Genomic DNA, 13847 nt, shown 5'->3' on the forward strand with positions numbered 1-13847 from the left:
GCTTTTCCTTTTCACCAGCTTGATGACGAGGGAGACCGCCAGCAAACATGACTTGCTGACGGTCTCCCTTGTTACCCTATTATTTACGGAAATATCGGTTGCAGCTGTTCCTGACCCTGCTGCGGTTTTTCCCCGAGTGTTACTTTAACCACTTTTTTAAATCCATCCCGATACAGAGTGATCGATACGGTTTCACCTGCTTTTTTGTTCAGGGTGAAGTATTTCAATAGCTGTGCACTGCTATTAATCGGAGTATCGTCTAATTGGGTGATGACATCGTATTGTTTCAAGCCGCCCTTAGATGCTGGAGAGAAGCTTCCTACGTCCATAGCAACTACACCTGTTTTCACTTCGTTTGGTAAATTTAATACTTCCTTCCACGCATATTTTGGTACGTCTGTTAGGTCGCGCGGTGTTACGCCAAGGTAGGCACGTTTCAGATAGCCGTCCTGCATTAAGCGTGGAATGATGTTTTTCACATCGTTAATAGGGATCGCAAATCCAAGACCTTCTACGCCTTCACGAGAGATTTTCAAGGTATTAATCCCGATTACTTGGCCATAGATGTTGACCAGAGCCCCGCCGCTGTTTCCTGGGTTAATGGCTGCGTCTGTTTGGATAACGTCCAGCTCCCAATCTACAACGCCGTCATCATTTACGTCTGTCGGCATGGAGCGGCTTTTCGAACTGATAATTCCTTGTGTAACAGTACGAGAGAAGTCTAGACCTAACGGGTTACCGATCGCAATGGTTGGTTCCCCTACTTTTAACGTGCTGGAATCACCTAGCTCGGCAACCTTCGTTACCTTTGATCCATCTATTTCTAACACGGCCAAATCGTTGTATGCGTCAGCTCCAAGGACTTTAGCGGTCACTTTGTCTCCGCTTGCCAGACTGACTTCAATGCTTTGCGCGCCTTGTACAACGTGATTGTTCGTGATGATATGCGCTTTTCCATCTTTCTTTTCGAAAATAACACCAGAGCCTACACCGGCTGCGACGTTACCTGTTTGTCTGGTCCAGAGGTTAGCTACACGTTTGATATTGGTGATTCCGACCACAGCATCCTCTGTTTTTTCCACTGCGCTTGTGATCGCTGTTTCCACGTTCACACTTACAGGCTGGTTGGTTTTCGCAGAGATCGTCGATGCTGTCACGGCTGCTTGATTAGCATCTGCTCCATTTTTCAAAGGCAGATTCAGATAACCTGTCTTGGAAATGGCTGGCGTAAGCATAAGTACGACCAAACCTCCAATGACGGCTGATGCGACAGAGGTCACGATATATTTGCCCATGCCGGAACGGCTGGCTTTTTTCTTTGGCTCCATTTCAAAAAAATCATTATCGTAATAACCCATAACAATTACTCCTTTCGTTCTAGCAGGAATAAAAGATATTTTTGTAATAAAGAGCTCACATATTCTTGCTGTAGTAACAGTATACGCAGGCATTGAGGCAAATTAACGTTAGAAATATGGAAAGGTTGTGGAATGAAACTCGTCCATTCGCATAAGATGAACAGGAAGCGTCAAGAATGGTGTTATGAATTCATATACAAGGCTTCCCTACCGGCACTAAACTGATAAAAAGAAAGGACGTGCTTCACATGAAACAGCCCTTTTCTCCCTTAAACCAGCTAGACATTTTGGCCAAGCTTAGCGATCTGCGAAACGTCGATTACCATAATACGTTGGTGCTTCATGCCATTATTGAGTTATTGACCGAAAAAGGACTTCTTAATCATGAAGAGGTAACTGCTAAAGTCCAGCAATTAGACAGTCACATGAATACACAGATCATGGAAAAAACCTGTCCAAAAGGATTGGAAACCATGCAAAAAAGTCATGTCCATGCAGCCGTTAATTTTCAAGCTGCCCCAAAAGCTCCTAACGGAAGCTATGTGCCGACCAAACCACAATAAATCCAGGAGACTAACGATATTTCTACAGCACTTCCATCCTCGTCGGACGATGCGGATAGGTTTCCCGCAAGTGCACATCATTTCCTACATGCAGGCCTTTTTCTTCCAAAATATTTTTTACCGTAAGCTTTGCCAGGTCCATCATATTGTTTTCTTTGCTTAAATGCGCCAGGAATACACGCTCTGCCCGCCCGCCAAGAATATCTGTCAAAGCTTCGCCTGCCATTTCATTGGAAAGATGACCAACATCGCTTAAAATTCTGCGCTTAATGCTCCAAGGATATTGCGACATGCGTAGCATATCCACATCGTGATTTGCTTCAAAAATGTAGGCATCTGCTCCGCGAATAACTTCCTTGATTCGGTCACTTACATAGCCTAGGTCGGTAGCGATACTCAGCTTTTTATTATCTGCATGCATACAAAAGCCCATTGGCTCGACAGCATCGTGGGAGATTCCAAATGATTCAACCGTGATATCACCGAATTCCATCGTTTGGCCCACCTCAAAGAGTTGCTTCTGTCCCTCAGGGATCGTTCCTATAAGCTTGTCCAGCTCACCCCAGGTTTTTTGTGTAGTATAAATCGGGATGCCATAGCGCCTCGCCATGACACCCACACCTTTGATATGGTCGGAATGCTCGTGTGTTACTAGAATTGCCTGTAAATCACTTGGCTTTACGCCAACCTCCTCTAAACACGCCTCCGCTTGTTTCCCCGTAAGACCGACGTCGATCAATAAAGAAGTACGCTCTGTTCCTACATAAATCGAATTCCCTGTACTTCCACTGGCTAAAACACTAAATTGCAACAGATATCCCTCTTTCCTCTATTCGGCCATTCCCTTTTTATCTAGTGGCCGCTCCATCGTCCCAGTAAATCCATTCATATATTCAACCTTATTGCCATGCTGAAAACGCCACACAGGCGCTAATACCTGTATCTCAGCGTCATATTTAAACCCATAATAGCCGAGCGAGATGCTATCAATGCTTTCTCCGCTCTTAATCACTTCCTTTTCGATCAGAGAGCGCAGAGCTGTGTAAGCCGTAATGATTTTCCGACCTGAGCCTTGATTTTTCACCAGTAAGTAAGTCTGCTTATACCCTCTGATAAATCCATCAGCAATGTGCAGCTCTAGCGGTGCGACGAACATCGGCAGCCCATCATGCATCTGCCAATAAATTGGTGCAGATAAAGTCCAGTTGACATCCTCTTTATACTGATCTGCGAATTTAATCGTGTTGTACAGTTGATGCAAGACATCCTTTGGGCTTTTAAAATCTCGCAGGGGGATTGGCTTTTCAAGGCGTGATTCTAGCACAGTATTGTCTACCGCTACCTGCTGGTCTGCCATCTCCTCCTGTTCAAAGGTAGCAGAGGTCACATACTCCACATACAGATAGTTTAATAGAGGTGTTTCCTGTGGAATATCCATCTTAATCGCGATATTTTGCTCTGATAAATAGTTTTCAATCTCCCATTGCGTGCTTTGGGCAGATTCTGACTCTACGCCATGCTGCAATTTTGATAGGTACACTTGATAGCCAAGAAACAAATTAAGCGTCAGGAAGGCAAGAATCAGAATGGTTTTCGTCCTACTCCAGTCCACTCACTTTCCCTCCTTTTGGCACGGCACTGCGAACATCAATGATTTTATTATACACGCCCTCCAACTGCACCACCCAAGCTGGGGTTAATTGCATGTAGCCCTTTTGTTCTATCAATTGATAGGCCAAATATATGTTACTGATTTTTTCCGTATCGATTTTATTCTCTTGTAAATAGGTAATCAGATCAGCACCAGAAGCAACATTCACTTCCTTATAGCCAAAGAACGTATCTAAATCGATCAACGATCTTCTCATGGATTGAACCTGTCCTTTGTCCATATTAAGTTGGATATTATCAATTAATTTAGAGTCCTGGCTGATGATCGGGAAAGCGCCCAGATATTGACGGAAAACGATTTGAGCGCTGCCCTCTGTGCGTTGCTCCATTGACCGCAAGCGAAATTCATCAATCCATCCCATGTGCTGATTTATAAAAGAAACGCTCTCCTGAAGCTGTTCATAGGCAGTCATTTGCGTATCGCCAGCTTGCCAAACAGGTGTGGTGAGTGTCATTAAATGTTGCCCATTACGCACCTGAACAGATCGAGTACCATCCGTATAAATATTCGTACCATCTCTCTCTACAATTTGTCTGACCAAGCCCGGATCCAGAAAATAGCTCTCCAGCAGTTGCTTGCGTGAAATTGGCAGGTAGTTGTAATTATACATGCTCATAACACTCGGCTTTTTTGGTAAATAATAAACGCTCCAGAAGGATTGCTTATTTTGAACAATATACGGCGATCTTTGCGGGTCCTTATATGTTTTTAGAATCTGCTCCGGTAAATTTTTACCAAACAACAGATAAGAATTGCGTAAGTCTTTCGGGCTTACGGCTGTTTTAGCACGAAAGCTCTGGTGATCCTTCGTTGACAAAAATAGAGCATACACCGTATCATCCGCTTCCTCATAATACAGCCAGACTCTGTCTATTTCTGTTAAACGCTGATCAACGTCACGCAATGTCAGCACCTGCTCCATAACGGAAATGGGGATGAGCGAGTTATATTGCAGCTCTAATCCCAGCTTTTTGCGAGTCAAGCTATCCCACTTTTCTTCCGTCATAGGGTAATAGCTAAATTCATTAAAGTACCAATTCTGCACCTGTCCCATCAGGATTCGATACACATCATCACTGGAGTTTGCTTTGGTATGACGATCTTCGCCATAATGAAAAAGAATAGCATCGGGGACCACAAAATCCTTAGCCTGCTTAGATGCCCCCTGTTTGTCGGCAGGGACGAATGTGGCAGGTGATATAAATTCTAGCTGAGGCTGATTGTTGAGAAGAAGAGAAGTCAAAATCAGACTGAGCAGTACCAATACCACAAGCACGACAGACTTTATATTCTCCATCCGCTCTCTGCTCAAGCTTCCTCTCCTCCTTTTGCTAACGGAATCCAGAATGTAACGATGGTCCCTTCATTCCACTCACTCGAAATTTGTATCTCTCCACCATGCGCTTCTACCAAGTCCTTCGCGATGGCTAGTCCTAAGCCTGTGCCTCCCTGACTGCGGGACCTTGCTTTATCTACGCGATAAAAGCGTTCAAAAATAAACCGTAAATCCCGCTTGGGAATCCCGATTCCTGTATCCTTTACAGAAATATATGCACGTTGTTGTTCGTTATCGACACGTGCCTCTACCGTTACTTCCCCGCCCTCTGGTGTATATTTGATCGCGTTAGACAACAGATTATCCAGAACCTGAGTAATTGCATCATCGTCCATATAGACATCATCCAGACCTTCTGTATGGGATAGCGTAAGCTGGATCCCATTTTGTTCACACTGCATCGCAAAACGCTGGGTTGCGTATTGTAAAAGCTCCGTCATGCTTATTTGCTTTCGATTTAATTGAACGCCCTGCGCATCAAATCTGGTAAGCTGCAATAAATCATTGACCAGCCGAATCATCCGATCCGTCTCATTCATCGTGACACGTAAGAATTGGTTTGATAGCTCTGGCACTTCTACTGCTCCATCCATGAGTGCTTCCGTGTAGCTTTTAATGGTAGTCAGCGGAGTACGTAGTTCATGTGATACGTTAGCCACAAAATTACGGCGCTGTTGCTCTGTTCGTTCCTGCTCTGTAACATCCTGCAACACGGCAATAATTCCACCCTTTTTGCCGCTATCCTGTTGGAGCGGGGTAATTAAGACTCGCAGCATGATCACTTCACGATTGGATACCATCATCTCTAGAAGCAGAGGCTCCACCTCCTGAAACAAAGGCATTTCTTCCTCAGGCGGCAAGCGCAGCACATCATAGATGCTGCGTTTTTGCTCTAAAACATCTGCTTCCTTGACCTCAAGCATTTCTTCTGCTGATCGATTCATTAAAATGATCGTGCCATCCCGGTCAGTCGCAATAACACCGTCACTCATGTTTGCTAAGATTTGCGATAGTTTTTCCCGCTCTTCCTCCTCTAGTAAAACCGCTTCTTTTAAGCGGGCTGTCATATAATTAAAGGTACTGCCAAGCTGACCAATCTCATCATCGCTGTAAATGTGCACCGATCGGTTAAAATCCCCGTTAGCTACCGCCTTGGCCTGACGAGTCATTTCCTTGACTGGCTTGGTGATGGTTTGCGCTAATAAATATCCCAACACTGCCGTTACTACTAAAGCGATAAAGGTTCCTGTAGCAAAAATATTAGTGGTTTGACGAATGGTCGTATACAGGCTCTCAATCGAGGCAACCATGTAAACAGCTCCGTAAACCACATTCCCCTTTTTGATAGGGACGGCCAGCACTTTTACTCTACCTTCCGTAACAGGATCAATACGCATTGATTCATTGCGCGTCCCAAGAAGCGCGATCGTAATTTCTTTCTGGGCAGTACGTTGCCCGATGATCGCCGGATTATCCTCAGAGGTGCTAATCACCGTTCCGTTCGCATCGACTACCTGTACATGCGCCTCCTTAAAGGACATATTACGAATCAGATTATCTATATCGGTTTTGACATCCTGTCCGTTATGGTCATCAGGACTGCGCGGCTGGCTAAAATATTTCTCTAATAGAGTAGACAATAGGGTAGCCTGGCCGTTTAAGCCTTCTGAAAAGTTGTTGGTATAGTACTTTTCTACTTCACGGGTAAAATAGGCCCCAATGACCTGCATAGCCATTAATAGCAACAGCATATAGATGACGACTACCTTCCACTGAACTGTTTTGAACAGCTTCAGCTTACCCATGAAGTGATCCTCCCGAGGAAGTCTGTTTCATGATGTAGCCTAGTCCACGTCTCGTAATGATATAAGTGGGTTGACTCGGATCATCCTCAATCTTTTCTCTAAGGCGTCTAATGGTGACATCGACTGTTCGCACATCACCGAAATAATCATAGCCCCATACCGCCTGTAGCAAATGCTCTCGTACCATAACCTGCCCTTGATGCTTTGCCAAATAGACAAGCAATTCAAACTCCCGATGGGTTAATTCGAGAGCTTCGCCTTGTTTCTTTACGGTATAAGAATGCAAGTCTATCTCTAAATCTCCAATACGGAAAAAATGCTTGTTCTGCTCCCCATGCTTTGGTTTTTGCCTGCGTAAATGGGCTTTGACACGGGCTAATAGCTCACGTGTACCAAATGGTTTCGTTACATAATCATCGGCTCCTAATTCTAAGCCTAATACCTTATCCAATTCCGAATCCTTAGCCGTCAGCATGATGATCGGCATTTCGTATTCCTGACGAACAATCCGACACACATCCATACCATCTCGGCCAGGCAACATAATATCTAATAAAATCAAATCAGGCTTTTCTTGATGTACCAACCGAAGAGCTTCTTCACCATCGTATGCGCACACCACTTGATAGCCCTCTTTTTCTAAAGCAAATTTTAGTATATCAGCGATTGGTTTTTCATCATCCACTACGAGGAGTTTCGCCAATGGATTCACTCCTTTCGACCACTCGATCTATTCGTGTACTCTATCCATTCCACTTTAACGAATAATTCGCTTTCAAGCAATCTACAGAGCCTCACATAACTGGCAGAAAAAAGAAAACAGACCACCCTGACATCTCTGTCAGAATTGGTCTGTTGAATTGTCTATAGTTAGCGTAACACAGAAAGCGGGTTTACCAAACGCCCGTTTTTGTGCACTTCAAAATGAAGATGGACGCCTGTAGAGTCACCTGTAGATCCCATAATACCAATGGCTCCACCCTTGCTGACAACTTGTCCAACTTTTACCTTTGCACTGCGCAAATGTCCATAAAGGGTTTGCGTGCCATTTCCATGATTAATCGTTACGGAAATACCATAGTCTCCATTCCAGCCAGCTTGGACAACGCGACCGTTATCTGCTGCTTTCACTGTACCTGATCCCGCAATATCAATTCCTTTATGCATGCGTCCCCAGCGAGTTCCAAACCCGCTGCTAATATAGCCCCTAGCTGGCCATGCAATACGGCCGGTACCACGGTCTGCTATAACCTTCGTACCTTTTTCAATAATTTTTGAAACGGGTTGTTGAATCATATCTTCATTGATCATCTTTGTTGCTACAAGCTGACCATTTTCTTTTACATATTCGTACTGAACACGTTTTAAACCATTCTTACCTTCGCGAACTACTTTCGTTTCACCTTTAGGCATTTTGGCATTCGATTTTGTTTCAATTTGATAAAAAATATTTTCGTCCTTAGTCGCGTTTTCCACCACTTTAACCGTCACATAAGGGCGAATCTCTGTAACATTTAATTTTTGATCCAATTGAAGCAACGTATTCTCAGTAACACCAGGATTGTTTTTAAATATCTCTTTTTGGGTAATTCCATATTGTTTAGCAATTCCGCTAACTGTATCACCAGGCTTAACAGAATGTATTGCTTCTTGTGCCGTACCTTTAACTAATACTTCTTCTAGCTTGTTAGCCGGCATAATCTTATCGGCCGGTACAGTTTCTGTATCCAGAGAGACCTTTTCCTTGAATGAAACTGACTTAATCTGTTTGTCAGTTGATAGGGAAGCCGCCATAACTTCTGGTTTCTTCGTTTTATTCGTCGGAACGCCACTGAATCGTTCCTTGATATCAGCTAAAACTTTATCTGCTTGTTCTTGATTAGCCGCATACCCCACAAGCTTGCCGTCAACCATTACCTTGATGGCTTCAACCTGAAGATTTGCCTCTTTTTCAAGTGTTTGAAGTGTTTCTTGATTGTTTACCCGCCCTTTAAACACCTTTTCTTCTGTAAAGGTGATATTATCACTTAGCGTAAGCGGGGCATGATGTTTCTGTTCCTGTTCCTTTAAGCGTTCTTCCGTCCATTGCCTCACTATCTCAGGGTTGTCCACCACACCCATCTCTTTACCATTCAGCATGACATGATAAAGGGGAGTCATATTAGAAGTGTAGTAATAATTCGCATAGGTTACGCTGGTAGCACCCATTACAAGTGTCACAGCTACAGTAACAGATTGTTTCTTATGGCTAAGGATATATGCCCAAGCACGGTCTGCAATTCGTCTGGAACTTTGATTACATGTATCAAGCAATGGCTTGACACGCTGAACCAACCAGTCTTTCCATTCGGCCGGTCGCATCATTAATACCTCCTATAAGCCTTTCCAACATCAACATTACTCGCGCAAAAGTTGAAAAAACAAAATGTTCCAGCACATTGTGTCTGGAGTTAAATTATACCTGTCAAATTTCCTAATTAAGCCAACTTATTAAACTGTATCACATCACAGCAATCGACATCAAGTGTAAAATCCGGTCGAATAAATAGTTATGTGTCGAGTAATAATAAAGTCACAAGATTGTAAAAGAATAACAAGGTACTATTTACCTGTATATGAGCGATGATTTTCATAGGAAATAATACCCACCGATGTAAAAGAAAGAACAGTCGTCACGGATCAAAAAATAAGTCAGCTCGTTACATACTTCTCAACGACTGGAGGCAATTTCTATGAAAGAAATTAGTATTTTAGCAGGATTTTCATCCCTTCAGAGCGCTCAACAGGCGGCAAATGAATTACGGCAGCTAGGGTGCTCTACAGTTCAGATTGATGAGGTAAGCAGCTATCCGGGAAAAGGTGTAGACCGGATAATGAATCCCATTACTGGGAAAATACCCAATTTAGGAAGTATGACGTTAAGCGGAGATTTCCCTTCTGGCCGTGATGCTAGTGTGCTGGCAGCTTCTGACCCTTCTGCTAGCGGCATGGCTGATCGAGGTGCTGAGGCTAATATGCCAAACCTGCTGCTAACCTGCCTAGTTGATGATGCCATCAGTAGTAAAGCCAATCAAATTATTCAATCCAATGGCGGGCTGATTTAACCTATCTGGACCTCTTAGGAAAAGGAAAAGAGACTGTTTTGAAACGTCTACATGTAGTCATATAGACGTAGAAAACAGTCCTTTTCCTGTCACCCCTGTTTTTTTTTATGGTGCAGTTGAATCAAACGTATTCATGACTCCTAGCGCTTTTTTTAATCCATAGCCCCTGCTATTCAAAATGTACATGAATTCTGCATAACCTAGTTAATAGCTACCATTGAGGTAATGTCACGTATGGATAATCTGCGAATTTCTTTCTTTTTGTTTGTATCATTCTCTCTTTTGCCAAGTACGAAGCAAACATATCCCTTGCTTACATGAGTCATAGTCCCGCTGATGATTACACCATTGAACATTTTAACTTCCACATCTTTGCCAACCAATGTCATTGCTTTTTGATCGAATCCCATTATCAAGCACCCCGTTTTCATTTGGTATACGATACGATATGCCCAGATGGTGGGTACTGGTGACTGTCCCAAAACAACTTTTTTACGAAGAGGTAGAAAATCATTATTTCCGTTCATAAAAAAGCGGCTCCTATGCTAGTTATAAGCATAAGAACCGCTTTTGTTCATTTGGTAAAAGCCTATACGTAAATGCCTCTTACTACGTTTGTTTGTTCACGGTCAGGCCCAACGGAGAAGATAGACATAGGTACTCCTGTTAGCTGTGTGATACGCTCGATATAGTGACGAGCAGTAGCAGGAAGATCATTTAAATCACGCACGCCCGTAATATCTTCACTCCAACCCTCAAGCTCTTCATATACTGGCTCACATTCAGCCAATACCTTTAAGCTTGCCGGGAATTCGTTTAGAATTTCACCTTTGTACTTATAAGCCGTGCAAATTCGAAGTTTGTCGATGCCAGATAGTGTATCTAGCTTCGTAATTGCTAAACCAGTGATACCACTCACGCGACGGGCATGACGAACCACCACAGTATCAAACCAGCCGATACGGCGAGGTCTGCCTGTTGTAGTACCAAATTCAAAGCCCACCTCACGGATGTGATCTCCTGTTGCATCGTGTAATTCTGTAGGGAATGGACCGTCTCCTACACGTGTTGTGTATGCTTTCGCCACACCAATTACTTGATGAATTTTGGATGGTCCCACACCAGAACCGATGGTTACCCCACCAGCGATCGGGTTAGACGATGTTACATATGGATAAGTACCTTGGTCAATATCTAATAGTACCCCTTGAGCACCTTCAAATAGCACACGGTTTCCATTATCAATAACGTCATTTAACACAACGGATGTATCAGCTACGTATGGACGAATGATTTCAGCATACTTTAGATACTCTTCATAGATATCTTCCAGTTTAAAGCCTTCTTCGTTATAAAGCTTCTCAAGAACGCGGTTTTTCTCAACCAGGTTACGAGCTAATTTTTCTTTAAACTCTTCTTTGTCCATCAAATCAGCGATACGAATACCAATACGCGCTGCTTTATCCATGTAAGCAGGACCGATACCTTTACGAGTAGTACCGATTTTGTTTTGGCCTCTGCTCTCTTCTTCTACTCCATCCAGCTTAATATGGTATGGCAGAATAACATGAGCACGATCGCTAATTTTTAAATTATTCGTAGTGAATCCATGACCATGCAGATATTCTAGCTCTGCTACCAACGCCTTAGGATCAATAACCATTCCGTTTCCAATTACGCAGATTTTATCCTTATAAAAGATCCCGGATGGAATCAAATGGAGCTTATATTTATTCCCATCAAAAATAATTGTATGACCAGCATTGTTACCACCTTGGTAACGTGCTACTACCTCTGCTGTTTCTGCTAAGTAATCTGTAATTTTTCCTTTTCCTTCATCGCCCCATTGGGTTCCTACAACCACGACTGTTGACAATGAACACACCTCCTGATTAATAATCAGAAAAACAAACTCATTTTACTAAAGCAACGGCCAGATGTCAACCAAATCACGAACATTTTATAACCCTTATTACTATATGTTCGTAAATACATATTCATTCTATGCCAATAAGATGCAGGATTCCCTGTCCTTTTACCTATTTTTCTTAGTATATGTCAAAAAAAGAAAAACAGGCGAAAATAAGCTCTTGTTGCACCTAGTAAAAATAAGAAAATACATATTTTCTGCTTCTCATAACATAAAAAAGCCATCTTCTTGAAGTGGAAGATGGCTCGCGTCCGTTAGCCTACGTCCCGATAACGATGATCTAAGCTGACGAATTTATTAAATTCCTTTAAGAAAACAAGCTCAACGGTTCCCGTAGGACCATTACGTTGTTTGGCAATGATAATCTCAATAATATTTTTGGCCTCAGTTTCCTTATCGTAGTAGTCATCACGATACAGGAAGGCAACAATATCAGCATCCTGCTCAATGGAACCTGACTCACGGATATCTGACATCATTGGACGTTTATCTTGCCGCTGCTCAACTGAACGGCTTAACTGTGACAAAGCAATAATAGGTACATTTAACTCACGGGCAATCCCTTTTAGTGTACGTGAGATCTCAGATACTTCCTGCTGTCGGTTGTCACCTTTTCCTCGTCCCTGAATTAACTGTAAGTAGTCAATCAGAATGAGACCTAATCCTTTTTCCGTTTGAAGACGTCGGCATTTTGCACGAATATCCTGTACGGTTATACCTGGTGTATCATCAATATAAACGGGGGCCTTCGCTAAAGTGCCAATGGCCATCGTTAGCTTTTGCCAATCGTCTTCTTCCAATCCACCAGAACGCATACGGGAAGCATCCAAGTTCCCTTCCGCACAAATCATACGTTGTACGAGCTGAGACGCTGACATCTCAAGAGAAAAGATAGCTACTGTTTCATTCGCCCTCGCGGCAACGTTCTGCGCTACGTTCAAAGCAAACGCTGTTTTACCTACGGAAGGACGGGCCGCTAAAATAATCAGGTCAGATCGCTGAAAGCCTGCCGTCATTTTATCTAAATCAGGATAACCAGACGGAATACCTGTTATATCGCCTTTTCTTTGGCTTAAAAACTCAATACGCTCATAGGTTTCCATCAAAGCATCACGAATAGGAATAAATCCTCCGCTATTGCGGTTTTGTGCGATTTCTAGGATATATTTTTCCGCATCCGCAATGATTTCGCCTACTTCATCCTCACGTGAGTAGCCATCATTAGCAATTTTAGTTGCTGTACGAATTAATCGACGAAGTAATGATTTCTCTTCTACGATCTTGGCATAATACTCAATATTAGCCGCTGTAGGAACAGAGCTGGCGAGGGATGTTAAATAGACAACACCACCCGTTTCTTCCAAGACCTTTTGATCCTGTAAATCTGCTGTAACGGTTACAAGGTCAACCGGCTCTCCTCTTTCATACAGAGCAAGCATGGTATTGAAGATACGCTGGTGAGAAGTTTTATAGAAGTCTTCTGGGCGAAGGAGTTCCATCGCAGTAATAAGCGCTTCTTTGGATAAGAAAATCGCACCCAACACCGATTCTTCCGCCTCTATATTTTGCGGCGGCACCCGGTCCAAATATAAATCGCTCACTTCACACCCCTCAACTTCTGTTCAAATTTTACTCTTCTACTACATGTACTTTTAAAATCGCTACAACATCATGATGGAGCTTTGTTTTTACTTGTGTAACACCTAAAGAACGAATAGGCTCCATATCTAATTTGCGTTTATCCACTTTTACGTTAAATTGCTCTTCCAACGCTTCTACTACCTGCTTGCTGGAAATCGCACCAAAAAGACGTCCGCCCTCACCGGCTTTCCCTTTTATTTTAACGGTCATTTCATTCATTTTCTCAGCCAATTGTTGGGCTTCTAATTTTTCTTGCTCTTTTCTTTTATCTTCACTCTTTTTTTGTGCCTCTAAATTCTTAACATTTCCCTCTGTTGCTTCTTTTACTAAGCCTCTAGGAAGTAAGAAATTGCGTACGTAGCCCTCAGACAATTCCTTGATTTCACCTTTTTTTCCTTGTCCTTTAACATCCTTCAAAAAGATTACTTTCATTTGAAA

13 protein-coding genes are annotated in these 13847 nt (G+C 42.9%); 2 read left to right on the forward strand and 11 right to left on the reverse strand.

Annotated elements, in window-relative coordinates:
* Nucleotides 1-83 precede the first annotated feature (83 nt).
* Nucleotides 84-1358: a S1C family serine protease gene (locus QZ995_RS05240; protein ID WP_301803975.1), complete on the reverse strand. Its 1275-nt coding sequence runs from the start codon at nucleotides 1356-1358 to the stop codon at nucleotides 84-86.
* A gap of 248 nt (nucleotides 1359-1606) precedes the next feature.
* Here QZ995_RS05240 and QZ995_RS05245 point away from each other — a divergent pair, with 248 nt between their 5' ends.
* Nucleotides 1607-1921 carry a hypothetical protein gene (locus tag QZ995_RS05245; RefSeq protein ID WP_301803976.1) on the forward strand — a complete coding sequence of 105 codons (315 nt, stop codon included), beginning with the start codon at nucleotides 1607-1609 and terminating at the stop codon, nucleotides 1919-1921.
* Between the two features lie 22 nt (nucleotides 1922-1943).
* Here QZ995_RS05245 and QZ995_RS05250 read toward each other — a convergent pair whose 3' ends face one another.
* From QZ995_RS05250 to QZ995_RS05275, 6 genes are all read right to left on the reverse strand, one after another.
* Nucleotides 1944-2732: an MBL fold metallo-hydrolase gene (locus QZ995_RS05250; RefSeq protein WP_031412643.1), complete on the reverse strand. Its 789-nt coding sequence runs from the start codon at nucleotides 2730-2732 to the stop codon at nucleotides 1944-1946.
* Nucleotides 2733-2750: 18 nt separating this feature from the next.
* A complete protein-coding gene (locus tag QZ995_RS05255; protein WP_301803978.1) occupies nucleotides 2751-3533 on the reverse strand; it encodes a two-component system regulatory protein YycI in 783 nt (260 codons plus the stop codon).
* A complete protein-coding gene (locus QZ995_RS05260) occupies nucleotides 3520-4905 on the reverse strand; it encodes a YycH family regulatory protein (protein ID WP_301803979.1) in 1386 nt (461 codons plus the stop codon). Before QZ995_RS05260 ends, QZ995_RS05255 begins: the two co-directional genes overlap by 14 nt.
* On the reverse strand, nucleotides 4902-6734 hold the full coding sequence (gene walK / locus QZ995_RS05265; RefSeq protein WP_301803981.1) for a cell wall metabolism sensor histidine kinase WalK: 1833 nt from the start codon (nucleotides 6732-6734) through the stop codon (nucleotides 4902-4904). Before walK ends, QZ995_RS05260 begins: the two co-directional genes overlap by 4 nt.
* On the reverse strand, nucleotides 6727-7437 hold the full coding sequence (yycF, locus tag QZ995_RS05270; RefSeq protein WP_301803982.1) for a response regulator YycF: 711 nt from the start codon (nucleotides 7435-7437) through the stop codon (nucleotides 6727-6729). Before yycF ends, walK begins: the two co-directional genes overlap by 8 nt.
* A gap of 167 nt (nucleotides 7438-7604) precedes the next feature.
* Nucleotides 7605-9098, reverse strand: coding sequence for a peptidoglycan DD-metalloendopeptidase family protein (locus QZ995_RS05275; protein ID WP_301803984.1), 1494 nt, complete (start codon nucleotides 9096-9098; stop codon nucleotides 7605-7607).
* 368 nt (nucleotides 9099-9466) lie between these two features.
* Between QZ995_RS05275 and QZ995_RS05280 the strand changes: the two genes are divergently transcribed.
* On the forward strand, nucleotides 9467-9838 hold the full coding sequence (locus tag QZ995_RS05280) for a hypothetical protein (RefSeq protein WP_301803986.1): 372 nt from the start codon (nucleotides 9467-9469) through the stop codon (nucleotides 9836-9838).
* Nucleotides 9839-10038: 200 nt separating this feature from the next.
* Here the strand turns inward: QZ995_RS05280 and QZ995_RS23790 are convergent, their stop codons facing one another.
* The 4 genes from QZ995_RS23790 to rplI form a co-directional block, all read right to left on the reverse strand.
* The gene (locus QZ995_RS23790) at nucleotides 10039-10365 is read right to left on the reverse strand and encodes a hypothetical protein (protein WP_366919678.1); all 327 of its coding nucleotides are present in this window, start codon (nucleotides 10363-10365) and stop codon (nucleotides 10039-10041) included.
* Between the two features lie 62 nt (nucleotides 10366-10427).
* Nucleotides 10428-11714, reverse strand: coding sequence for an adenylosuccinate synthase (locus tag QZ995_RS05290; RefSeq protein WP_301803988.1), 1287 nt, complete (start codon nucleotides 11712-11714; stop codon nucleotides 10428-10430).
* A gap of 308 nt (nucleotides 11715-12022) precedes the next feature.
* Nucleotides 12023-13369 (reverse strand): replicative DNA helicase, encoded by a 1347-nt coding sequence (dnaB, locus tag QZ995_RS05295; RefSeq protein WP_003334014.1) that lies wholly within the window; start codon nucleotides 13367-13369, stop codon nucleotides 12023-12025.
* A gap of 28 nt (nucleotides 13370-13397) precedes the next feature.
* Nucleotides 13398-13841, reverse strand: coding sequence for a 50S ribosomal protein L9 (gene rplI / locus QZ995_RS05300; RefSeq protein ID WP_003334013.1), 444 nt, complete (start codon nucleotides 13839-13841; stop codon nucleotides 13398-13400).
* Nucleotides 13842-13847 lie beyond the last annotated feature (6 nt).

It is taken from the genome of Brevibacillus laterosporus, assembly GCF_030489605.1.
Lineage (GTDB): Bacteria > Bacillota > Bacilli > Brevibacillales > Brevibacillaceae > Brevibacillus_B > Brevibacillus_B laterosporus_E.

Bases quoted from the DNA above. Each gene is read 5' to 3' on its own strand.
- QZ995_RS05240 (WP_301803975.1), bottom strand. From the start codon at position 1,358: ATGGGTTATTACGATAATGATTTTTTTGAAATGGAGCCAAAGAAAAAA.
- QZ995_RS05245 (WP_301803976.1), top strand. From the start codon at position 1,607: ATGAAACAGCCCTTTTCTCCCTTAAACCAGCTAGACATTTTGGCCAAG.
- walK (WP_301803981.1), bottom strand. From the start codon at position 6,734: ATGGGTAAGCTGAAGCTGTTCAAAACAGTTCAGTGGAAGGTAGTCGTC.
- QZ995_RS05275 (WP_301803984.1), bottom strand. From the start codon at position 9,098: ATGATGCGACCGGCCGAATGGAAAGACTGGTTGGTTCAGCGTGTCAAG.
- QZ995_RS05280 (WP_301803986.1), top strand. From the start codon at position 9,467: ATGAAAGAAATTAGTATTTTAGCAGGATTTTCATCCCTTCAGAGCGCT.
- QZ995_RS23790 (WP_366919678.1), bottom strand. From the start codon at position 10,365: ATGAACGGAAATAATGATTTTCTACCTCTTCGTAAAAAAGTTGTTTTG.
- rplI (WP_003334013.1), bottom strand. From the start codon at position 13,841: ATGAAAGTAATCTTTTTGAAGGATGTTAAAGGACAAGGAAAAAAAGGT.